Raw genomic sequence first — 22,724 nt, forward strand, 5'->3', positions numbered from 1 at the left:
GGTTCATGAAAAACTGGTTACTGGCTGTTGTATCAGGAATTCTTCTCGCACTTGGCTGGCCCACCTATGGCTTTCCCGGTTTGTTATTTATTGCTTTTGTCCCATTGTTATGGGCAGAATACAACTATAGAACTAAGGTTAGCAAACCTAGGAAATCAGTAGTTTTGGCTTTGGGCTACACCTCCTTTTTCACATGGAATTTAATTGCTACATACTGGTTATACTTTTCAACTGTCTTTGGGATGGTGTTTGCCGTGCTGGTCAATTCGCTTTTAATGGCGTTGGTATTCGTATTATATCATGTGGTTGCAAAGCGATCCAATTTTAGGACGAGTACAATCTTCTTGGTCAGCTTATGGTTAGTTTTTGAACGCCTTCACCTTGAATGGGAATTTGCCTGGCCTTGGCTGAATTTGGGCAACGCCTTTTCTGAATATACAGGCTGGATTCAATGGTACGAGTATACGGGAGCATCAGGAGGAGCATTATGGGTATGGATCATAAATGTGGTCATATTCTACGAAGTTTTAGCTTTCCAAAAGGGTACAAAGCGCAACTATTTCCCTGCAATACTCAAAGCAGGCCTGCTTATTTTGATCCCTATTGGGGTTTCTCAGTTTGTTCTGCAAAGGTATTTGCATGGTGAAGATACCATTGATGTAGTGGTCTTGCAGCCTAATATCAATCCATATACCGAAAAGTATACTACTACAAATAAACGCATTGGTGATTTACTTTTTTCGCTTGCCGCGGAAGAAATTGATCAGGGAACAGACCTTTTAGTCGCACCAGAAACGGTTTACGCCGAAGGTTTTGGAATAGATTTAGATCGTTTTGAATTTTCTGCCGAAAAGAGACGTGCTAAAAATTTCTTATCGGCTCATCCGAAGCTAAATTATATCGCCGGAGTACAGTTCTATCGCAAGCATTCTACAGAAAAAACCATACTTCCCACCTCCAACTATGTACGTGAAAACTTATGGGTTGACACGTATAATTCAGCTTTTTTACTAAATAATCAGAGGATTGAAACTCCTGTTTACCATAAAAGCAAATTGGTTGTGGGAGTAGAAAACCTTCCATATCAATCTGTACTAAAACCAATTTTAGGTGATGTGATGCTAGATCTGGGAGGAACGGTCATGATGAAGACCACTCAAGAAGATCGCGAGATTTTCTCATTGACTAATGGTGTAGCAGTTGCTCCAATCATATGCTATGAATCTGTTTTTGGAGATTATCTGGCCGGGTATGTTCGTAACGGCGCTCAGGTCTTAGCTATAATTACGAATGATGCCTGGTGGGGAAATACGCAAGGACATAAACAACATTTGAGTTACGCCAGATTACGTGCGATAGAAACACGAAGATCTGTAGTGCGCAGCGCCAACACCGGCATATCTGCGCTCATTGATGAAACCGGAAAGATTACCACTTCTTTGGGCTATGAGCAACAAGGAACCTTAAAAGGTAAAGTTACTTACAATGATAAGGAAACACTTTACGTCACCTTAGGAGATTATATACCCAGAATAGCCCGATTTTTAGCGTTGTTTTTGTTTTTATTTACCATGATTAAGCAAAAGCACACAATGAAGCGGAAGTGATCCCCCTAATCCCCGAAGGGGAAATTACGTATCTATTATCTTTGAACAACTTTAGCGGATTCATCTATCCAATCAAATAGACCGATATTCAAAAAAATGTGACTTTTGACCATAAGTTGAAAATAAACTATTGTCCTCTAAAGAAGATCACCGTGCTTAACGTCCTAAGTATGATACGAATGTCTAAAAAGAAGCTGCGGTGTTTTATATAATACAAGTCATATTGAAGTTTCTCTAACGTATCCTCTTCACTGGAGGCATATTTTGCATTTACTTGTGCCCAACCTGTAAGACCCGGATTAATTACATGACGCGTTTCATAGAAAGGGATTTTACGCGATAATTCTCTTACAAAAACGGGTCGCTCTGGTCTAGGACCTATGAGGCTCATATCCCCTTTTAAAATATTTAGGAATTGAGGGAGTTCATCAAGTCGCGATTTTCTCAGTAGTTTTCCAAAGACAGTAATTCTAGCATCATTTTTTTGGGCCCATTGTGCTCCACCAGACTCGGCGTTGGTGACCATGGATCGCAACTTAAGGATGTAAAAAACTTTTCCGTTTTTTCCAACTCGCATTTGAGAATAGAATAGAGGTCCACGATTTCCAACTAGGTTTCCTACTAATATAAACGGCAAGAAAAGACTACCTACTAATACTCCAATACCGGCAAAAAGAATATCAAATAAGCGCTGGAAAAAGAGATAGAGTTTATTTTGATTGCTTCTGCTGAATGGGAAATAACGATAAAAATCTTTGGCTACATGCTGCACCGGAATTCGATGTGTAATTTCTTCATATACCTGAGTGTACTCTTTGATAGGAAATCCATTTTCCAGTAAATAGATAAGTTCGCTGTATAACTCTGCAGTGATATTTTCATCATGTGTACTTGTCACTACAACTTCATTGATATCAAATTCATTAATAGATCTTCTAATATCTAATACATTAAACTCAATCAAATGGTGATCCTTAGGCTTAGCCGTTTTTTTATTGGTATCTACATATCCCACTAATGTTAAATTAGGGTCTGCTTTTTCAAGCTGTTCTTTGATATCGTCTACATCAAATGAATCTCCAACAATGAGGATACGCTTATTAAAGCGCTGAATAGCCACAAACTTGACATACGCGTAGCGCCATAATGCCAAAGGAGTAAGAAGCGATAGAAAGAAATAAATAATCTGTAAGCGATTCTCTGGTAATGGCGGAGTATAAAAAGGCGTTAGAATATAAAATAAAACCGTGATAGAAGTGGCAAGCGTTATATTTTGAAAGGTTTTATAAAATTTACTAGCCTTTTGTAAATTATACAACTCAAAAATTTCGGCAAAGATAATTAGGTAAATAGCCAAAACTATTGACCAAATCCAACTGTCAACCCGAATTGAAAAATAACCAAAATCAAAGATCTGCCCTACAAGAAAAAGAGTTCCTAAAGAAAAGACGATGTCGAAAATTCTAAGTAAGACAATGCGCTCTGAAATCTCAAAATGATAGGTAGATGTTTTACTCATTCAAAACAGTTAAATCACTGCAAAGATAAGTTAAATTGAAGATAGGAGATCATTCCATTGATGCTTAACATGTGCCCAATCGAATTTTTCGACTTTGTTTCTGGCATTTTCAACTAATAGCCTTCTTTGCTGTTCATTATTCATTAATTGCTCAACTCGATCCCTGATTTGATCAGGACGATCTTTTTCAACAAGCATGCCATCTACGTTGTCATCAATTAGAAAAGGAACTCCGCCAACGTTAGTGGAAATAACAGGAAGTCCCAACGCCATAGCTTCTATAACACTTACGGGAGTGTTATCAAAGTTCGTTGTGCTTAAAAAAATATTGTATTCTTCGGCGAGTTTGATCCATACCTCCTTTTCTAATTTTCCGGTAAATGTAACAGGGAGATTTTTTTCTTCCGCGTAAGCGAAACATTCTTTTTGAGATCCATCCTTATCTGGTCCTACCATGCAAAGTTGGGCATTTGGATAATCGTTTAATATAAGCTCTAACGTCTTGAGCGCAAGAATTGGGTTATAAAGCTGAGCAAATGATCTAACCCACAATAGTTTAGGTGTGTTAATATCTCTTTGAGTATATGTGTATCGATCTATTTCAATCGTGTTAGGAATTAATATTGTGTTCGAAAATTTATTTTTTAAGAAAGATTCCTTTAAATATCCTGATGGTGCAACATTTATGAAGGCATATTTAAATATAGCTTCGGCGGCCTTTGGAGTTTGTTCTAATCGATTAGGTAGATTACCCCCGTGTAAAATTGGAATGTATGGAATACCCAAACGTCTACATAGTTTTGCGATGACATATGCGTACCAAAAGTTTGCTGTGCTATAGGTATCGATTAGAACTACATTCGCCCAATTTCTTTTTTGAATGACCGTTTTTACCATCTCTACCAGGCGCATTCCCTTGTCCTTGGCACTTGATGAGATGACAACTTGGTGTCCTTCCTTTCTCAAAAGATTGGACAATAAGTTAATCGTAGTTACTGTTACAGCACTATGAAGTAAGTTGTTCCCTATGTATACCAGATTTTTTGGTTTCATTGACTACGTATAATAATGCTAATCCATATATAAATGCGGGGGCTACCAGTCGCATGGAACTATGATTAATGGTAAGGAACCAAAATAATAAAAAACTAAAAAAATACGGATTGCGTTTCGTTCTAAACCAATAGACAGCAGGAACAATAATTAAAATTCCAAGTGCAAATAAACCAAACATTCCATGTTCTGATAATAATCTACTTAATTCATTATGTGTTGCTAAAGCTTCTACCCCTTTTTCATCTCTATATTCTTTTGCCTTTCCTACCCCAATACCAGTTATTGGGTTTTCTTTAAATCCATCTAATTCTGCGCTTAATAATTCTGCTCTCCCAGTGGTAATATCTTCTTTTAAACGACCAGCGGCATCTTTGTTGGTATATCGATTGACAATTAACCCGCCTGTTTGAATTGTAGCAAAAATCCAAACTGCAATCAATGCTCCTACAATAGTACCTATTTTAGGGATGACTGATGCTTTAACACGAACACTGGAGATAGAAAAATAGATGAGGATGAACGCAGCAGCGCAAACGGCTCCAGTAAATACCCCTCCCCTTGAAAAGGTGCCCAAGGCACGTAAAGTCATCAATCCCAACAACGCTAAATCGATGATATTGATGAGTTTGTTTTTAACAATGAATACTCTAGTCAGTAAAATAAACATGCCCAAGCCTAGAATAGTAGATACCTGATTAGGTCCAAAGCCTCCAGATGCCGCCGCATTAGATGCTGTACCACTTATTGCATCTTTAAGGCTTGGATTGTACAGATAAATATAAACCGTTGTCGCTACAATAGGCATTAATAGGGCGATAAGAATATTCTTGATTTGAAGCAAAGTAACCTTTGTGTAAAAACAGTATAGTGCCGAAAAACCTAGACATATAGGGCCAATCAAATTGAAAATAATAGCTTTTCTAACATTTGTTTCATAATCCAAATTAATGGCAGAAAAAAGAATTCCCGGCACTAGAAAAAAAAGATAAAGCCAATAAGGATAAGCTCTGTTGGATGGGCCTTTAAAAACCAATCCTAAAAACAAGAAAAAAGTCACTGCGTATTTTGACATTTCCCAGGAGATCGTACCCTTGGTCATCCTGAGAAAAACTTCAGCTCCTGTGATGTAGGCAGCAGCTATTAATACTTCATGATTTTTATTTTGCTTTTTGATGATGATAAAAAGGAAATAAGCCATAGTACCTAGCCCGTAGATCATTGCAACAGGTCTATATATAGATACCAACAAGGCTATCAAACCGTGTAGCATAAGTAATTTAACATATGAAAATTTAGTGATTTGCATCTGGAAAAATATCTTTATTTAGATGCTCCAAATAATATTCATAAGTAAACTTTGCAGCACTCTCATGCGCATGTAGGCTCATTTTTGTCAACATATCTTGTGTCAACGTGTTTAATACTTCTATGATCTCTTTAAGTTTATGTGCTGTTGTAGGAGTTACCAAAAAGCCATTAACCCGATTAATAACATATTGAGGAATTGCTGAAACATCTGAAACTATGGGAATACAACCAAAATTCATTGCTTCTGCTATAACCTTTGGAAAACCCTCTGAGGCTGTAGAGGGCAGTAAAAAAAAATGAGATTTCTTATAAATGTTAAAAACCGCCTCTACTCCCAGAAACCCGTGAAAAATCATATTGACACCGGTTTTTTTTGATAATTGGATATATTCCTCTTTATGTTCTCCATCTCCTACGAAATGAACCGTATCAACGCTTGATTTATCTTCTAGCTCACGAAAAGTCTCAAGTATTCTTCGTACTCCTTTAGGATCTTCTAATCTTCCTACAAAACAATACGTAAATGGACGTTCAAATTTCTTTTTTTTAGATATTAGTTTACCCTCTTCCCTATCTTTTTCAATCAAACAAGGGTTTTCAAAGGTATAACAATGCTTCGGCTGATTTGGCCAGGCTCCATTGATGGTAACTTTACGCGATTGTTTTTTTAACAAGCTTCGCTGTATTTTATACCCCAAAGGTGGATTTTCCTGATTCCAGTTTCCGGCATATTTATACCACCCTTGCTTTTTTATAAAGCGGGTCAAATATGGAATTAAATAAACGCCTATACCTGTAGGACAACGCAACTGCCATATATCAACTTTTTCAACATACTTATTAATCAATTTAATTGTAGCAGGAGCGCGGTAAATAACATCAAGTTTTGAAAACCATTTATCTCCCCCGGTAGGAGTGATCGGTATAAAATGTATGTCCTCATGAGTGTAAGGCATCGAACTTGGTGGAGGAGTTGTATCGTGATAAGTACCTACATGATAAATCACATCAAATAGCGATTTGAGGTAATTTATTTCGGTTATTGTTGGACCCCAGCCTACAATTATACCATTATGATCGCGATAATGCTCTGTATGAGATATAATGAGAAGTTTTCTTTTTTTCATTTTTTAAATCTACTTTTCATTATAAATTCTTATGCATTTGGCGTAGTATTTTTCAGCACTAAAGTACTGATCAAAAATCTGTTTCAATGTAGCCGAGGTATTTTCAGCCTGAATTTTTTCTATTCTTTTTTGCCATTGATCTAAATCAAAATTATCGATAATAAATCTTTGATCCACCTTATTCAATAGTGTTGCAACCTCACCGGTATAGTTGGACAAAAATGGAATACCCTTGCTCATATATTCAATCAAAACCAAGGGGCCGCTTTCAGAATGTGCAGTTTGCAGTCCAAACGAATAGTTAGGTAATATACGTTGAATATTTACCTCATCATGTATAAAGATAACATTGTCATTTAGATTATGACGTTGTACATAATCTTGTAGTTCATCGAAATACTCTGGTTCAACAACCTTACCGTAAAAAGTAATTGTTTTTTCTAATCGCTTTATTAACGACAGCGAAAATAATTGATTCTTTACGCGCTTTATATTCCCTACCTGTACAAAATCAGTCCCTTTTATATTTTTAAATGTATTATCTGGAAAAATAGTGTTTGGCAACAGAAAAATACTTTGTTTAGGGATACGTAAATGTTTTGTCGCCCAATTGGTTAGAGATTTAGAAACTCCTATATATTTACGAGGTTTAAGAAATGAATCTAAACCAAAAGGAATGTTCTTATCTATATCTATTTTTCCGTAATGATCATGAAAAACCAGCTTTGAAAAGTTCCCTGATAATTTTGCAATAATCGCAACATAGCGATAGGTATGACGCATATGAACATGTATAATATCATATTGGTTCAATAATCGAATCACTTTTCTAATCGCATGAGGGTCTATTTTTGATTTGCGCTCAAGCAGAGTTACTTCTATATTCTTGTGCAAAAGGTCTTTTAAAGCACCATAATTTGAAATGCACAGAATATGTACGTCCTCATTATGATAGTTGAGTAAATTAGATAAATCTACTAAGACGCGTTCTGCTCCTCCAACACTTAGATCGTCAATGACTTGAAGTATTTTCATTTTTTTACTATTCATCCTGCATAGGATTCTATATCGGCTCCTTCTTTTAATTTTATTGAAGAAAGGCGCCATGACTTTCCAACTTGAAATAATAACAATGGTAAAAGAAGCAGAGCGATTAGCACTCCTGGCAAAAGAAGTAGTTTATTCTTTTTAAAGCGGTATGGAATCATCGAAAAAGGCAGTGATTTTAATAATGCTAAAATACTTGCTTTTCTCCCAAAATATTTTCTATAATAATATAAAACGCTGGGAATTGGCTTAGGGTCAAAGACTTTAGACGACTTAAACGCATCCCAAGCTCCCATTTGCCTCAACCCGCCAGATGAAGCTTTGTAGTGAACTCTACTTGCCAAAGGATTTGAAATATTCCTAAAACCCGCTAAATACGCGCGCATACCAAACTCACCATCTCCCATTCGTTGTTTCTCAAATTGTCGATCAAAAAGACCTATCTCTTTAAAAACCTTTTTTTGAATAAGTACATTTCCTGTATCTAACTGATCAGCTATTCTAAAGAAAGAATAATTTTCGGGTACGTTATCCCCAATGGTTGAGATTGATACCCCAGAAGATATTTGTGCATCAAAAAAATCAAGGCACTTTAAATGATTTTTGATCCAGTTTTCATCAACACTGCTGTCGTCATCGTATAGTAAAAAATATGCTGCATCAGAAGCTTTTATTGCTGTATTTCTAGCTAGCCACAAAGCTTTCTCTTCTTGACGTAAGACCTTTAGATCGAGTTTAAACTGTTCGTAAAATTGAGCATCAAATGGCTCTGATTGATCCACAACAAAAACATCAAAATTACGATAGGTCTGTTGCTCTAAATCTTTCAATCCGTTTAGCAAATAGTCATACCGGTTAAGCGTTGGAATAATAACAGATATTTTAGGATTACGTTCGATTAATGACGACCTAAATGTTTCAAATCCATCATCATGTATTGGATTTTTATACATGCTCACTTTATGAACACTTCTTGAGGTATTGAACGCCTCAATTTCTCTAAACGGATTTTTAAACGTAGCTATTCTTATCAACAAGCAATAATAACTCCAAACAGATTTAAAGTATCTCCTTATAAACCTATATTGATCTGCAAGCCCTACATCTGTTGAAGGTTCTAATGTCTTATCATACTTAATCAAACCTCTTTGTAAGAGCTGCCACGACAAATCCTGACTTTTTGCAGCTAAGGTTGACCACTGATTATTCTCTTTGTTAAGATTGTATTGATTAAAGTCAACATTATGCGACGGATCAGGATATATAGAATTTTTACCTAGCGGGCATTTTCTAAAGTAATGTACGGGCTGAATGTATTTTAAAAAATGAAATAGCATCAACTAGAAATAGGTTTAGCCGGCAAACCTACTAAAATTAAATCACTATCATAGGATTTTGTAACACAGGAAGAGGCTCCAACAACAACATGATCGCCTAAAGTTAATGGACCTATGATAGTAGCATTCGCTCCCATCTCTAAAAAGTCTCCAATAGTAAAATCACCATGTTTATTTGAATTCAGCCCGAGACAATTTCCCCCTGTAAAAATTGGATAGTCCCCGATCTTACAAATGCCATTTATCACTAATCCTAATGAAGGATGGTGAATGCGTATTCCTTTTCCAATCTGTGCTTTATAATGAATATCGCAATTCGAATATGCTTGTAGTAAAAAGAAAACGGGTAACAAAAGGAATCTGATCACTGGATAAGCCCGCTTGAAAACTAAATAAAGGCTATGCTCAAGTCTATAGTGAAGAACACCTATAAATGCTCTACTAAAAAGCACGTGAAAAACTCTCCACTTACTTTTACCAAGCATTCGTTTAAAATCAATCAAAAGCTTCATTAGCACTAATTTTGATAAAAATGAGCAAATTCTTCTTTTTGTTTCTCTAAGTTGAAGTGCACTTTTACTCGTTGCCTCGCATTTTCAAGAACACGCTCTTTATGGTGTTGTGGTAAGTTATAAATTTCTATAATTTTATTCTTTAGATCTTCAGCAGTATAATTTTTAACCACCCAGCCGGTTTCTCCTTCTAGAATATTCTCCTTAAGCGCACCGGTATCAAATGATATACAAAGCTTTCCATATCCCTGAGCCTCTAACAGTGCGTTACAAAAGCCTTCGGTATAACTGGTCTGTACGTACATATCACATTGTTTAAGTCTTATTAAAGTGTCCTTATGCGATTTCTTTCCTAATAAAAAAACGTGGTTTTCCAGATTCCGTTGATGAATGTGAAATAAGTAGCGCTCCCAATCCCTTTCGTCTCCATTTCCTATGACGTTCCACACAAAATCAAAACCACTTTCCCTAAGTTGATATGCAGCCTCAATGAGAATATCTATATTTTTAATATAATGCAGTCTGGCAATAGTTAAGAGTTCAACAGGCTTTGAAAAATCCATATTAGTATCAATAGATTCACACACTTTAATCGCCGGCGTGATGATCTGAATCGGACACTTTTTTGGTAGACCCAAAGCGTAAGCCTTCTCTAAAAGATCATTAGATATACTATGCACTTTATCTAATTGGCTCCACATTAAATGATATATGTTCGTATGCTTTAATGGATAAACATTAATATCAAATCCCCTTAGGCTAACCGCCATTTTTGCATCAATCGCTTCAGCAACGTATTCTTTTCCTACTGCCATGGTACCAAAACCAAAGTGCAGCCAGTCAGCTTTTGCTTTCAATACATGCTGGAATAAATACATCTTTTTTACGATCAGCGAAGCTTTTGATCCGCGATCTCGCTCCAGCTTCCAAAATTTAACTAAACGTGACGTATAAAATGTATACGCAATTATCGTTGTGATAACTGAAAAAGCTAAGCGAACAAGATTCCTTCCGGCATATGGCGCTGATCTAACGTTCGATAGTTTGTACTTTTTATCATGCCTGTCTACATATAAAGTTACAGAAAATCCACGTTCTTGAAGCCCTTTGATTTTTGCATTGAAAAAGGTTTCAGAATATGCGGGAGGATTACTTAAGACAAGACCTATTTTCAATATAGTGAATGTATTTTACAGTTTAACAAATAATAGGATTGGTTCATAAACAACATTATACTGATGTAAATAGCACTACTAAAAGTAATATATAATATTGGTTAAGGTATAGCACATACTTTTAAGCAAGCGACAAGGTGCCGAATTAAGAGGCTAATACACTACCATATAATTCTAGCATACCAGATATCATATGACCTTCAGTATGTTGTTGTTCTATTTTTTTTCTGGCATTTTTCTTTATTTCTTTGATGTGATCTACTGTCATGATATTGAATAATGATAGTTGATTCGCAATAGCCTTTGGATCTCTTTTAGGTATAAGCCATCCTGATGTATTATGATCAATCACTTCAGCCATACCTCCACAATTGGTACTAATAACGGGAGTTCCTAAGGCCATAGCTTCTAAAACCACATTTGCTATTCCTTCTTCTATCGATGGAAGTAAAAGTACATCGGCCTGAGTTATTTTTGATTTTACTTCATGTTGTTTAAGCAGTGGTTCAATCAATACGTGCTCTTGCAAACCCAAATGATGAATTAAATACAACAGTTCTTCATCTCCCTCTACTCCAATCAATCTATATTGAAAAGCTATGTCCAGCTCTTTTAAAAGTTTACACGCTTCCAGGGCATAGTTATATCCTTTTATCCAATGAACACGACCAACCGATATAATATTTAATTGTTCATGCTCTTTAACGTTAGAATTGAATTCGAATTTATCCAAATCAAGACCAGAGTATACGACCTTATCTATTACACCATGATGTTTAGAAAATTCTTTAGCCTTAGCATTAATTAATTTTGATACAGCATGAAAACCATCAAGTTTTGGGAACCATTCCTTTAAATACGCATAATTCTTATCGTCAATAAAGGGCTTTACATTTACCTGAGTTCCCCTAAGACTAAGGATAATTTTAGTAGACTTTTCCTCAATTAACTCTTCAAATAATGGAATGAGTGAAGGCCACTGCAGATGAATAAGGGAAGGACCAATTTTCTTTATTTCTATTAGAGTATTTCTTTTTTTTAATTCAAAAAGTCGTTTGTTGACGATCAAACCTGGTAATTTAATGATATACTCCACATTTAAACTCTTAATAGCTATATAAATACTCTTAAGAACTAAGAGAAGAGGTTTTTTAGAGGTTCCTAATCCAATATAGGTGACTCCTAAAACTTTTTGAGGATCTGTTTCATCGAAGCCTAAAATATACACATTATGTTTCTTAACGAGAGCTTGGGTTAATCGCCTGATAAAAGCAGTGGTTTTAAAACTACCATCAAAAAGAATAATATTTTTTCTCTCGTTCACGACTTATAAGGTGTTGTAAAATTCCTCTATTCTATCGGCAATATTAGACCAGGAATATTGTTTTGACGCCTTACGATTTTGTTTACTAATTTTTTGGAGTAACTCTTCGTTTTTACTCCATTCAACAGCAGTTTCAATCATCGCGTCCTTTTCTTCAGCTTTTGCTAAAAAATTTCGAGTTTTTGCTAAATATTCACGATTCCCGCCCACATCAGTCGTAATGATTGGCAAGCCGCATGATAAGGCTTCCAGCAATGAATTGCATGCAGTGCTATTTAGTAAAGGTAAAAAAAGCAATGTGGCTTTTTGATAGAAAGATCTTAACTGTAAATCGTCTAAATTACTGTGTATGTTTACAGCCTTGTGATGATGTATTTTACCCGCATAATCAGGATGAACGATACAATCGAATTGTAAATCAGCAATTTTTGATGCTAAAATCGGGATAGCCTTGTTTAAATAGTTAAAATCTCTTAAATGTTGACCCACGAATAGAAATCTAGGATTATTTGCCATGTTATCGGCTGGTATAAAGAATTCAGTTTCCACACCATGAGGTATATAAGTAACCTTATCTAATCCCAGCCATTCTTTAATAAATCCTACTTGATTGACCCCAACTGCAATAGCCCCATCAAGTGATTTGAGATAGGTTTTTTTAGATATTCTATTTTGCAGGGTATCTGGCGGTTTATGAAATGTAGCACACGCTTTAATTGCAGTATTTCCAGCATTTCTTTTCACCGTGTGCCTTACATCGCGTTCAGCATTTAAATAATGTACGACAGTATACTTTTCATTATTCTTTCTTAGCATTCTATAGAGATTCCAGTCTTTTAAGAAACTATTAGAATCATACAGTCCTGCTTCTTGAGCATGTAAATCACTAATTGCTTTGGCAAATCTGTATGGAATTCCTGATTCTAATGAGAGAACCTCAACATCTGATATGTAATCCAGTAGTTTTGCGTAACCAGAGTTTATCGCATGATGCTTAGAACGATGTGGAATAATAATCTTTCTCATTACAAAAAATCTTTCTCCATGATATCTATGATTCTTCGAACGCTTTTCTTTGGGTGAATATAATTCTCAAAATACATTCTGGCATTATTACTCAATGCATCTGCTAATTGCTCATCTTTAAGAACCCTATAAATTTGATGAATAAGTTCTTCATCGCTATCAAAAAATAATACTTCTTTTTCATTTTGTAAAGGTACTGGAAGCTCTGCTGTTAAACGTTCTGCAATAATGACTTTTCCTTGCGATAAGTATTCAGCCATTTTCCATGCGGGTGATTTGGCTAATCCTCTGGTATAAATAACAATTCGAGCATTTTTTAAAGCAGCAATGTATTCCAGGGGTTCTGAAGGCACATTAGAAATGGCATCAGGGAATTTCTTTAAAGCGAGAGGCGAAGGTATAAACCCACCTTTGAAGTTATCTGGAAAAGTTTTACGTAAAAGTTTAGTAATTCGATATCGTTGCTCATGGATTTCCTGAACATCCTTTTGCTCATCAATAGGGAAGCATCTGGTTTGAAACATAATTGTGTTTTCACTACTACGGTGATACGTTTCAAATTGCTCTATATAACGCCCCTTTTGGATAAAATCCCAATGCTTTTTTTGAAGTCGAACGGTTCTTGCTAAACGGGAAACAAATTCACGATCAAATTTGAGATTTACATTTAAATTCGATAAATACATCCCCCATTTAAATTTTCTTTGATCATATTTTTCATGAGAATGAACGCCAAATGTTAAGCCCAATTTTTTAATCTTTCGCCTATATTGTTGTGGTAGTTCGTCTACATGAGCTTGTTCAAAATTTCGTTTAAATATAATATCACAATGTTCTAGGGCAAAAGCAGAAAAACTATCTGAAAAGTCGTAAAGATCTGTTGCAAATTTGACACACTTCCCAGTTTGTAGATGTTTTAATTCATACAATGATGTCTTAGGATGTGGCCGCTGGTTTAAGTTATTTCCATTATTGAGAGAAGTTCTATAGGTCCCCAGTTTTTTGCGCAAATCCATGTGAATTGAGGTTGTAATAAAACCACCTTTTTCAAGGCCAAACAGACCTGTTTGAATATAAGAGGAATGATTAAGCTCCTGGGGTGTATATATATTTATATGATATAATGCGCTATTGTTATCCAAGACAATTATTCATTTAATGCATCTTCTACAGAGCGTCTAAGCACCTTACTGGTAGCCGCTATACTGTATTCATCTCTGGCCTTTTGCAATGCCCCTTTCGAAATCAACTTTTGCTTGTCATTATTCTCAAAATAAGCCACTATTTTCTTGCTGTATTCCTCTGGAGAACTAAGCAATCCATTTATTTGATCGGTAATCACATCTGCAGGTCCACCGGGACAGTTAATCCCAGCCACCGGTGTTCCACAGGCCATCGCTTCAATCATGACCATACCAAATGTCTCTTTATCACTGGGAAGTGTAAATAGATCTGCCTCTTGAAAATAGTATGGTAATTCATCATGCTCCTTATGACCTAAAAAATGAACCTGATTTTCAAGTGAATTTTCTTTGACAAGACATTCCAGTTCATTTTTATACTCTGGCGAACTGGTGGGACCAATTATATTTAATTCTGCATCTTTAAATCCTGCATCTACTAATGATTTTAACGCTTCTATGGCCATATGAATTCTTTTCCACTCTACAATCCGACCTACATAAAGCAATTTAGGATGTTCATTCTCGTTTTTTAAGGGCGAAAAAACGTTCGTATCCACTCCCAATGGAAAAACCCTGATATCTAATCCTTTAAACATATCTAGTTTTTCCATATCTGCTTTTTGAAGATAGGTGTGCACAAGGATATGTGCTGCGTTAGTATAAAATTCTCGCTGGTCGGCATTATCTGTGTAATGTTGTCCTCCTAACATAGCGATGTACTTCTTTTGATTGGACAGGATGAGCTTTCCCAATCGATGCGAAAATGGGCTTGAATGACCAGACATGTTAATGATAGTAACCTCTGGAAGATTCTTTTTATAGTATCGATAACAGGAAGATGACACCTGTTTCTTCCATTTTTTATGATCTCCGTTTAAGGTAAAATCTACCGGAAAGAAACGATAGGTTATACCATCAAAATCAAATGAATATTTGAATAATCGAGGTGTTAAATACTCGATAGAACCTGTATAATTATTGTCTTTAGTCAAGTTTTGCATAGCTTTTAAGTGGGGCTGACTGTGGTAGGTAGCAACACTTTCTTCCACTACGCCGGCAGCTTGAGGTGTAAAGGGATGGAGAATAGAAATAGTCAAATTAAACTGTGTTTAGAAATGATGTTAGACAATCACTTTGTTCTTTTTTAGCTAAAGTCAATGCATTAAATAAGTTAAGTTGTTCATCATCCAAATTATCATAGAGTCCATCTATTTTATGGATTATGTTCTCAACATCAAGCTGATTCACTTTGGTCGAATAATTATAAAAACCAATCGTATTTAAAAAGTCACTGGTTTTTGGTTCATACTCAAAGGCATGAAAAGGTGTGTGTGCAGCTGCCGAAAAAATCATCGCATGCAAGCGCTGGCCGGCAAATACATCTAATCCCTCAAGAAAGTCTATAGCCTCTGAAATTCGCTCATAATTTTCATAAGAACGAAGTTCGCTAAACTTCTTGAGACTTATAGTATTAAGCATGTAATTAAGGTCTGATTTAGTAGTAGGATATAAGTATATGTTCCAATTATCATTTATTAAACGTTGCACAAAGTTAAAGGCAAATTTTTCTACTACACTTTTATCAGCCCCATGAATCCTATCTCCAATATTGCAAAAATTTATACCTATGGTTTTATTCTTTTTCTTTCTTTTTAAATTCTGTCTAGTATAATAAACGCCAGGGTCGTGTAGAATATCAACATTAGAAATACCCCATGATTGAATTTCTTTTTTTGATAAAATCCCCCTAACTGAAATAAAAGGCGAATCTTTGAGTATCTCTTTCCATGAGGGAATATCAATAGGAAATCCAATTTCATTTGCAAATTCAGGATCGGCTACACCTGGCCCCAAGGTTATTACTTTTGCATTTGGGTACCTGCCTTTGAAGTGATAAAGTAATTTTAAATAGCTTTCGTTTTTTGCTTTTCTAATGATTGTACCTCCACCTAAGACTATATAATCGGGATTCTCAATAAAATACTTCCTGAATATTTTACCCGCAGAAGGTTTCTTATAAGATAATTTGTACAATGCTATCTTAGTCTTTAACATAGATTCAATAGCATCATAGATTGCTTCATCACCTAAATTATCCATATCAGTACATCCAACATATATCGCTTTCTTTTTAGAATTCAATAGAAATGAAATGCCTCTTGGTAACATCCTTATTTCATCCTTAATAACCTTAATATATCCCTTAATACTCATATGTAAAGCTGGATTTTGTCTTACTATTTAATTAATTGAGCTTTTTAAGAATGTTTTTCAAGCGTTTTTTATATCTATTCTTTCTAAGTTTTGCATGATATCCACCAAAGATATTCCTAATATTATTAATAAATTTGACCTCTTTTTTGTGGGCATTTAAATGAATAGCATTGTAAGAGATGTAAAATTCAGCTTGATTTTCTTTGTAATTTACCTCACACTTGGTCATGGTTTGTTTCCAGTTGATAAAGTGAAGATACATATGCTCTTTTTTAGGTTGGAGGTCTACTTGATATAATTTACCCTGATCAAAAAGCCACCTGTCTAATACGTATTCTTGTGCACCGGTACCATTGATATGATTTAACAAAGGTTTTTCCCAATACACTTTATACTTAAAATCCTCATCTAAAATCTTTTTTTGAATGAATTGAGTGAGAATTTGTTCATCAAACCACATGAACTTCTTCTTTTCAAATAGATCCTTATAGTGGTCTACTAGCTTATACAGTGTATTGATATCTACAGAATTTCGAAACAAATTAAAATGACCTGAAATAGCTCCTTTTCTACTTGATATAATATCATAGCGTCCAAGCAAATCATCAGTCATATAGGAGCGAATATCACCCCATATAACGTCCATATCACAGAAACCCCAAAAATCATATCCGTCTATATGCTCTCCAAAGATATCTCCGTAGGCGGGTTTTAAATCACAAAACTTTCTGGGGGTTAAAGGAACCTTTGTTTCAACAGTTTGATTGATATGAAAATTTAACTCTTTAAGGTCAGTTTTTAAGAAAGTTATATTCTTTGGATAATCATCTGGAATTTCGCAATCTGTAGGACATAACCAGTGAATTGTTTGATTATAAGAAATGGACGTTAAGTATGCATCAAACCATACGGGCCATTTTCCAAAATAAGGAATAATTAAGATAATGGATTTCATGATTCAAATGTGTAGTTGAACATACTAATATCTTTTGCGTAAATTTGTGCCACAATCGCCTTAGTTTCTTGCGTATAATAGGAGTGGTAATCCTTTTTTCGGGAAGAAGTGTTTCTTTTCCTTAATGTTCGTTCAATTCCTAAACGTTTGGCAATAGTACTAAAATCCTCATCAATGTTTTCTAATCTTCCGATGAAATCCATTCCCGGCTGTCCATTCTTTTTTGTCAAAAAGACGTGTTGATGTTGAAAATGCAGGGATCTTGAAATGTTTTCTTCGGTCAACCATCCTTTTACAAATGACTCAAAATCATTAAATTTTCCCAAGTGCTGTCTAGCCCAAAGAGCATCTTTCTTAGTAATACCACCTTCCTTTAAAAAAAAATAAGTAGACACTAATCTATCCCAAGGATTTCGTACAAATGCAAACTTAAAGTACCGTTCAAATGTTGTTTTTGGAAAGATATCTTGGTAATGTTGGAGTTTTCGATGACTACCCCCTGTATTGCCAAATAACGTATAACATACTGATAAACCTGCATTTTTAGGAATATGCACGAAAATGCATTTATAGTAATCTAATGCACCTATTGAGGATACGAATTCTGGTGATTTCCATTGTTCAGGATTATACGTGGCTATCGACTGTCTTTTTCGAACAACTTCCCTGATTGAACCCGGTAGTAAATGATAAATTTTATTTTTCAACGATTTCATGACTGTTTTAGCTACCCTTCTTAATTCGGTCAAATCCTTTTTTCGTAATATAATTATATAACGCGTATCCTAAAAAAGTTACGCTATCCCTATTGTGACAAATTCTAAAAAATGATAATTCTTCACAAATCCAGTTAACCTTTCCATGCAGCATTAGTTTTTTATACGTCTTTCTTCCCTGACGTTTTGCTTTAGCTATGATCAAAGGATTGTTGCTGTGCGTCTCCATTAATTTTTTGCTTAGATAAATCAGTGAAAATTGTTGTTTTTTGTTTATCTGAGCTGTTTTATTGGAGATAGAATCGCTGGTCGTGTTATATACAGCCAAAGGTAAATTTGTAAAAACATACGTGAGTTTTTGACAAAAAACTCTGCCAAAAAATTCGTATTCCTGTGCTTTATGGATATTCTCATCAAATCTATGATCTCCAATGGCTGAGCGTTTTAGCATTACATCGTTAGTAATCATAGGCTTTTTCCCTAATATATAATCAATGTAAAAATCTGAAGATGTGAAAGAAGTCACGTGCTCTTTTGGATAAATCTTTACAGGATTCGTGCTATGAGCATCTTTAATCACGTCTGCTTTATAGGTTAGTGCATGACTTATTTTTACCTCTATTTTCTCCTTCATCATTAAGTCATCGCTATCAAACCATTGGATGTAATCTCCTTTGCTCATTTCTAAGCCATAGTTTCTACAGGCATTCGCTCCTTTTTTTATGTGTGAAGGTCTTTTGTAATAACTAAGGCGTCGTTCTGTTTTCATCAATCGTTCTAGAAGATTTGATGTGTCATCTGTACTGCCATCATCGACCACAATACATTCCCAGTTCGTATAGGACTGATTGATAATACTTGCAATCGTATCTCCAATAATATGACTTCTGTTGTACGCAGGAATGATAATTGAAACCATGGGATAATGCTTCATAATATTAAGCAGTAGGGCTATTATGACCAGATAATTGACTGGAAATATAGTAATAGCTATGTTTTAAAAAATGTTTTGCATGATGTTTTGATTTATACGGTTTTTGATATGCCAGGTATATACTCAGTACCGTTCTAAACTTTTTTGGCGAATATTGCTTCCCTAATTTTGGGTAACTTATCAAATTCATAACCAAAGATTCAATCCTATGTTTATAATACTCTCTGGTGTCTAAGTCATTAATGCGTTCGTAATATTGATGTAATATCCGCGCAAAAAGTAATTTCACGTAGCGTTGCTCAAATTGGTTTTTAGAACTCCAGATGCTACCCTCGTGTTCACGATAGGCATCTGGTATCATGTTATGAAGGTACTTTGCTTTACCATGACTTCCCAACAAGCTGATTAGAAATGTATCCCCATTGAATACCTCAAAAAATTCCTTCGGAAAACTTCTCACTTTATTTCTAAACATCAACGTTAAGGTAAGCAAAAAAGCTCCTTGCCTAAGTTCCTTCTCACTGTAGACTCTATCTTCTTTTAATTTTAGCTTTGATTGATGTATTTGTCGCCCTTCAGAATTAATAATAACTGCATTGTGACAACATGCTACGTAAGATGTATTGGCGTCTAAAAAATCAGCTTGCTTCTGAAGTTTAAGTGGATCTTTCCAGTAATCGTCCCCATCTATTAATGCTATATATTCTCCTTTTGCCTGGTATATATTATAAACAAAATTGAATCTTCCTATTGCTGCTTTACGTACTAATATTTTATTAGAGTCTTGATGTAAAAATAAAGTGATTCTTTCAGGATATTTTAATGCGTAACTTTCGCAAATTGCTCTTGTAGCGTCAGTTGAATTATCTTCGCCCACTAATATTTCAACCGGAAAATTAGTCTTTTGCCTTAGAACACTATCCAAACACTCTTTAATATATTTTTCATGATTATAGGCAGTAATACAAACTGATACTTTGGGACGGTTTGTAGACTCTCCACCTACAATATCAATTTTTTCGTTTTGAAACTGACGTTTAAATTGCTTGAAGCTTAACTCATCGTTTTTCATAATTCAAGATGGTCTATTATAACCGTACCACGTAAAATCATCGTCAAATTTAATTATCTTTTAATGAGAAAATAGCTTATGTTTCTTAACATATATTTAGAAAGAATCCAAGATCTGTAGGGCTTGAGATGATTAAAATAAATTTTTGCAACATGCATATATTTCTTTCTATCATATTTCTCATCATTCCTTGGGTAACTTAATAAACTAACAAGAAAATCTTCAAGCTGTTTGTTATAGTAGATACTCATTTCATGATCTTTTTGAGCATGAAAATATGAATACAATCCATGAAATAGGATCATTCTATTGTAACGACGCTCAAACTCACTTCTTGAACTCCAGATACTCTCACTATGTATACGATAAGATGCCGGTCTTATTGTACTCAAAAACTTACCCTTACCATGTTCTCCAAGTAAAGCAATTAAAAAAGTATCTCCATTATTTACTTCAAAAAACTCTTTTGGGAATGTCTTAATCACATTTCTATAAACAATAGACAAAGACAATAGAAAAGCTCCACATTTTAACTGATGCTCAGTATAATCAACATCATTTGACTCATTAATCCGTAAAGAGTCAATCTGATTATTATTCTCATCTACAACATAGGCATCATGACCAGAGATCACAAAATGTGTATTTTTTTTAAGGAAATCCACCTGTTTTTGCAGTTTAAGTGGATCTGTCCAATAGTCATCCCCGTCTAATAAAGCAATGTAGTCACCCGTGCAGTTTTCTATAATATTTGCAAAATTGTAAAGTCTTCCTAATTGCTGTCTTTTTTGCCAATACCCATCGCCTTTTGACCTTTCTAAGATTTTGATTTTGATTCGATCTGTATCAGCATAGGATTTGATGATTTTCAGGGTATTATCAGTGGAAAAGTCGTCCCCTACAACAACTTCGATATGACCATCATATTGTTGCATCATTATCCCATCCATTGCACTGTCAATGAATTCTTCATGCATATACGTCATCAAGCGTATACTTACTGTCGGGGATGAACTAGAGGTAGCCATTCGCTTTAAGAAGGTTACCAGCGATATTCTCAAAACGCTCTATCTCTAGGGGTGTTAATATATGAGAATATTTACCTATGTTATCTGAGTCAGGAGCCTGTAACGTTTTCTTTTTCCAATCAAGCGTAGCAGTAGGCTCCTTAGTAGAATCGTCTTTGTAATAATCCAACATGTGTTGATCAAATGCTACTCCCAAAAAAGAACAAATGTCTGTGAGCGTACTCTTAGGGTTAGAAATTACATCTTCATATCTGAAAATTCTAGCTTTATCAACTTTTTCAAAAAGATCAGCCATTTGAGTATTATTTTCTACCCATTCTTTCGCAATCGTTTCAATGTGATCAGAAAGTTTTGGTTTGTATGGGGAGGAAGTTTTTAATTCTCTGATCGCTTTGTAAGAACAAGCGACATCTCTCCCGTCGCGTATTAATCCTAAAAAATATGCTGAAGGAAAAATTTCGCTAAGCTGAGCCAAATGGTTGATATAATAATTATTCTTGTCTCCCAGAAAAATTCCTCTTTGATTATTTTTAATGGCATAAAATTCAATCACTGCGAGACATAAATCAGCGTATGTAGCTGGTTCATTAGTGATTACGAACTTTTTGAGATCATTAAAGTCAATTTTCCAGGTCTCTATTTTTTTTGACGTGCTCAGATCTATAATAAAGCTCTTTACATTTTCCTGATTAAAATTCCAGTCTTTGTATTTGTCGTACCACCATAAGATGTAGCCACATTCTGGAGGAACGCAAATATCCTTATGATTTGTCAACATCAATCTAAAGAGCGAAGTTCCAGATCTTGGATTACCAATAATAAATAATGGATGACACATCTCCATCTAATTAACGTTGGAAATAAGAGTATAATTTTCTAGCATCGTCTTAATTTTTTCTACTGAGTTATACATCAATACATCTAATATAGAAAGACCTCCTACAAATTCATGCCGATCCTGATTATAAGATATGAATTTAGGATTTAAAAAGCTTAGTTGTACATTGTCCTTCTCAAAGTAAGGATAATCATACAACGATTTTCCCCCTATCATATTAACATAGCATTTAGCACCCTCTTCCTTACATATCTCTAAAATGCGCGTTTGTCCCTTGAGATCGTTGTTTCTACCATGTTTAGATGAACTAAATGAAAAATTATGTGGTATGTCAAGAAATTCGCACGTTTGTATAACAGATGTAGCCGCTAATGATCCAATTGTATTACCTTTATCTTTAAAAACCGCACGAACTAAATTAATTACCTCATCATAGTATGGAGCATTGTTATAGCGCTGTTGAAGTGTTTTAAAAAATTTAATCTTCCAGTGGTCAAACTCAGTTTGACTAACCTCAATTTCTGTTAAGTTTTTGTTTTGACTTGGTTTAGATAATGGAACAGAGAAAAAATAATCCTGATTATTATTTACTATAAACCTGTTTTTGTTTATCCAGCCTTTTTTGATAAAAGCTGCATCATCTAAAAAAATAAATTTATCTGTGGATTTAATTAGCTGAAAGTACCCTATATAAGGGAAAAAATAGGGCTGCATAATTGCCAGCTTCATGATCTTTTAATGCTTA

At 34.9% G+C, this 22,724-nt stretch carries 21 protein-coding genes; 1 reads left to right on the forward strand and 20 read right to left on the reverse strand.

Annotation, left to right across the window (positions count from 1 at the left end):
- Positions 1 to 5: 5 nt before the first annotated feature.
- Positions 6 to 1,607, forward strand: coding sequence for an apolipoprotein N-acyltransferase (gene lnt / locus ABD000_RS01845; RefSeq protein WP_343763086.1), 1,602 nt, complete (start codon positions 6 to 8; stop codon positions 1,605 to 1,607).
- 127 nt (positions 1,608 to 1,734) lie between these two features.
- Here lnt and ABD000_RS01850 read toward each other — a convergent pair whose 3' ends face one another.
- The 20 genes from ABD000_RS01850 to ABD000_RS01945 all read right to left on the reverse strand — a co-directional run bounded on the left by ABD000_RS01850 (position 1,735) and on the right by ABD000_RS01945 (position 22,708).
- A complete protein-coding gene (locus ABD000_RS01850) occupies positions 1,735 to 3,126 on the reverse strand; it encodes a sugar transferase (RefSeq protein WP_343763090.1) in 1,392 nt (463 codons plus the stop codon).
- Positions 3,127 to 3,156: 30 nt separating this feature from the next.
- Complete coding sequence (locus ABD000_RS01855; RefSeq protein WP_343763093.1) at positions 3,157 to 4,179, reverse strand: glycosyltransferase family 4 protein; 1,023 nt, start codon at positions 4,177 to 4,179, stop codon at positions 3,157 to 3,159.
- On the reverse strand, positions 4,133 to 5,452 hold the full coding sequence (locus ABD000_RS01860; protein ID WP_343763095.1) for an O-antigen ligase family protein: 1,320 nt from the start codon (positions 5,450 to 5,452) through the stop codon (positions 4,133 to 4,135). The genes ABD000_RS01855 and ABD000_RS01860 overlap by 47 nt, the downstream gene beginning before the upstream one ends.
- A 22-nt stretch (positions 5,453 to 5,474) precedes the next feature.
- The gene (locus ABD000_RS01865) at positions 5,475 to 6,617 is read right to left on the reverse strand and encodes a glycosyltransferase (protein ID WP_343763097.1); all 1,143 of its coding nucleotides are present in this window, start codon (positions 6,615 to 6,617) and stop codon (positions 5,475 to 5,477) included.
- Between the two features lie 9 nt (positions 6,618 to 6,626).
- Positions 6,627 to 7,652 carry a glycosyltransferase gene (locus tag ABD000_RS01870; protein ID WP_343763099.1) on the reverse strand — a complete coding sequence of 342 codons (1,026 nt, stop codon included), beginning with the start codon at positions 7,650 to 7,652 and terminating at the stop codon, positions 6,627 to 6,629.
- An 11-nt stretch (positions 7,653 to 7,663) separates the two neighbouring features.
- A complete protein-coding gene (locus ABD000_RS01875) occupies positions 7,664 to 9,001 on the reverse strand; it encodes a glycosyltransferase family 2 protein (protein ID WP_343763101.1) in 1,338 nt (445 codons plus the stop codon).
- Entirely contained in the window at positions 9,001 to 9,513 is a 513-nt protein-coding gene (locus ABD000_RS01880) for an LbetaH domain-containing protein (protein WP_343763103.1), read from the reverse strand. Before ABD000_RS01880 ends, ABD000_RS01875 begins: the two co-directional genes overlap by 1 nt.
- 5 nt (positions 9,514 to 9,518) lie before the next feature.
- Entirely contained in the window at positions 9,519 to 10,688 is a 1,170-nt protein-coding gene (locus tag ABD000_RS01885) for a glycosyltransferase family 4 protein (RefSeq protein ID WP_343763105.1), read from the reverse strand.
- A 145-nt stretch (positions 10,689 to 10,833) separates the two neighbouring features.
- Entirely contained in the window at positions 10,834 to 12,012 is a 1,179-nt protein-coding gene (locus ABD000_RS01890) for a glycosyltransferase family 4 protein (RefSeq protein WP_343763109.1), read from the reverse strand.
- Positions 12,013 to 12,015: 3 nt separating this feature from the next.
- The gene (locus ABD000_RS01895; RefSeq protein WP_343763111.1) at positions 12,016 to 13,038 is read right to left on the reverse strand and encodes a glycosyltransferase family 4 protein; all 1,023 of its coding nucleotides are present in this window, start codon (positions 13,036 to 13,038) and stop codon (positions 12,016 to 12,018) included.
- Positions 13,038 to 13,967 carry a glycosyltransferase gene (locus ABD000_RS01900; protein WP_343763113.1) on the reverse strand — a complete coding sequence of 310 codons (930 nt, stop codon included), beginning with the start codon at positions 13,965 to 13,967 and terminating at the stop codon, positions 13,038 to 13,040. The genes ABD000_RS01895 and ABD000_RS01900 overlap by 1 nt, the downstream gene beginning before the upstream one ends.
- Before the next feature lie 218 nt (positions 13,968 to 14,185).
- Positions 14,186 to 15,319: a glycosyltransferase family 4 protein gene (locus ABD000_RS01905; RefSeq protein ID WP_343763115.1), complete on the reverse strand. Its 1,134-nt coding sequence runs from the start codon at positions 15,317 to 15,319 to the stop codon at positions 14,186 to 14,188.
- A 1-nt stretch (position 15,320) separates the two neighbouring features.
- A complete protein-coding gene (locus ABD000_RS01910) occupies positions 15,321 to 16,436 on the reverse strand; it encodes a polysaccharide pyruvyl transferase family protein (RefSeq protein ID WP_343763117.1) in 1,116 nt (371 codons plus the stop codon).
- 31 nt (positions 16,437 to 16,467) lie between these two features.
- Positions 16,468 to 17,391, reverse strand: coding sequence for a DUF6625 family protein (locus ABD000_RS01915; RefSeq protein WP_343763119.1), 924 nt, complete (start codon positions 17,389 to 17,391; stop codon positions 16,468 to 16,470).
- Entirely contained in the window at positions 17,388 to 18,107 is a 720-nt protein-coding gene (locus ABD000_RS01920) for a sulfotransferase family 2 domain-containing protein (protein ID WP_343763121.1), read from the reverse strand. The genes ABD000_RS01915 and ABD000_RS01920 overlap by 4 nt, the downstream gene beginning before the upstream one ends.
- A 7-nt stretch (positions 18,108 to 18,114) precedes the next feature.
- The gene (locus ABD000_RS01925; protein ID WP_343763123.1) at positions 18,115 to 19,026 is read right to left on the reverse strand and encodes a glycosyltransferase family 2 protein; all 912 of its coding nucleotides are present in this window, start codon (positions 19,024 to 19,026) and stop codon (positions 18,115 to 18,117) included.
- 19 nt (positions 19,027 to 19,045) lie between these two features.
- Positions 19,046 to 20,113 (reverse strand): glycosyltransferase family 2 protein, encoded by a 1,068-nt coding sequence (locus ABD000_RS01930; protein WP_343763125.1) that lies wholly within the window; start codon positions 20,111 to 20,113, stop codon positions 19,046 to 19,048.
- A 53-nt stretch (positions 20,114 to 20,166) separates the two neighbouring features.
- Positions 20,167 to 21,141, reverse strand: coding sequence for a glycosyltransferase family 2 protein (locus tag ABD000_RS01935; RefSeq protein WP_343763127.1), 975 nt, complete (start codon positions 21,139 to 21,141; stop codon positions 20,167 to 20,169).
- Positions 21,128 to 21,979 carry a sulfotransferase family protein gene (locus ABD000_RS01940; protein ID WP_343763130.1) on the reverse strand — a complete coding sequence of 284 codons (852 nt, stop codon included), beginning with the start codon at positions 21,977 to 21,979 and terminating at the stop codon, positions 21,128 to 21,130. Before ABD000_RS01940 ends, ABD000_RS01935 begins: the two co-directional genes overlap by 14 nt.
- A 6-nt stretch (positions 21,980 to 21,985) precedes the next feature.
- Positions 21,986 to 22,708, reverse strand: a complete 723-nt coding sequence (locus ABD000_RS01945; protein ID WP_343763132.1) for a WbqC family protein — start codon at positions 22,706 to 22,708, stop codon at positions 21,986 to 21,988.
- Positions 22,709 to 22,724 lie beyond the last annotated feature (16 nt).

This window comes from Gangjinia marincola (assembly GCF_039523415.1).
Classification (GTDB): domain Bacteria; phylum Bacteroidota; class Bacteroidia; order Flavobacteriales; family Flavobacteriaceae; genus Gangjinia; species Gangjinia marincola.

What these genes read in the sequence shown, in the direction of transcription:
- lnt (WP_343763086.1), top strand. Translation starts at nt 6, where the DNA reads ATGAAAAACTGGTTACTGGCTGTTGTATCAGGAATTCTTCTCGCACTT.
- ABD000_RS01850 (WP_343763090.1), bottom strand. Translation starts at nt 3,126, where the DNA reads ATGAGTAAAACATCTACCTATCATTTTGAGATTTCAGAGCGCATTGTC.
- ABD000_RS01855 (WP_343763093.1), bottom strand. Translation starts at nt 4,179, where the DNA reads ATGAAACCAAAAAATCTGGTATACATAGGGAACAACTTACTTCATAGT.
- ABD000_RS01860 (WP_343763095.1), bottom strand. Translation starts at nt 5,452, where the DNA reads ATGCTACACGGTTTGATAGCCTTGTTGGTATCTATATATAGACCTGTT.
- ABD000_RS01865 (WP_343763097.1), bottom strand. Translation starts at nt 6,617, where the DNA reads ATGAAAAAAAGAAAACTTCTCATTATATCTCATACAGAGCATTATCGC.
- ABD000_RS01870 (WP_343763099.1), bottom strand. Translation starts at nt 7,652, where the DNA reads ATGAAAATACTTCAAGTCATTGACGATCTAAGTGTTGGAGGAGCAGAA.
- ABD000_RS01875 (WP_343763101.1), bottom strand. Translation starts at nt 9,001, where the DNA reads ATGCTATTTCATTTTTTAAAATACATTCAGCCCGTACATTACTTTAGA.
- ABD000_RS01880 (WP_343763103.1), bottom strand. Translation starts at nt 9,513, where the DNA reads ATGAAGCTTTTGATTGATTTTAAACGAATGCTTGGTAAAAGTAAGTGG.
- ABD000_RS01895 (WP_343763111.1), bottom strand. Translation starts at nt 13,038, where the DNA reads ATGAGAAAGATTATTATTCCACATCGTTCTAAGCATCATGCGATAAAC.
- ABD000_RS01910 (WP_343763117.1), bottom strand. Translation starts at nt 16,436, where the DNA reads ATGAGTATTAAGGGATATATTAAGGTTATTAAGGATGAAATAAGGATG.
- ABD000_RS01915 (WP_343763119.1), bottom strand. Translation starts at nt 17,391, where the DNA reads ATGAAATCCATTATCTTAATTATTCCTTATTTTGGAAAATGGCCCGTA.
- ABD000_RS01920 (WP_343763121.1), bottom strand. Translation starts at nt 18,107, where the DNA reads ATGAAATCGTTGAAAAATAAAATTTATCATTTACTACCGGGTTCAATC.
- ABD000_RS01925 (WP_343763123.1), bottom strand. Translation starts at nt 19,026, where the DNA reads ATGGTTTCAATTATCATTCCTGCGTACAACAGAAGTCATATTATTGGA.
- ABD000_RS01930 (WP_343763125.1), bottom strand. Translation starts at nt 20,113, where the DNA reads ATGAAAAACGATGAGTTAAGCTTCAAGCAATTTAAACGTCAGTTTCAA.
- ABD000_RS01935 (WP_343763127.1), bottom strand. Translation starts at nt 21,141, where the DNA reads ATGGCTACCTCTAGTTCATCCCCGACAGTAAGTATACGCTTGATGACG.
- ABD000_RS01940 (WP_343763130.1), bottom strand. Translation starts at nt 21,979, where the DNA reads ATGTGTCATCCATTATTTATTATTGGTAATCCAAGATCTGGAACTTCG.
- ABD000_RS01945 (WP_343763132.1), bottom strand. Translation starts at nt 22,708, where the DNA reads ATGAAGCTGGCAATTATGCAGCCCTATTTTTTCCCTTATATAGGGTAC.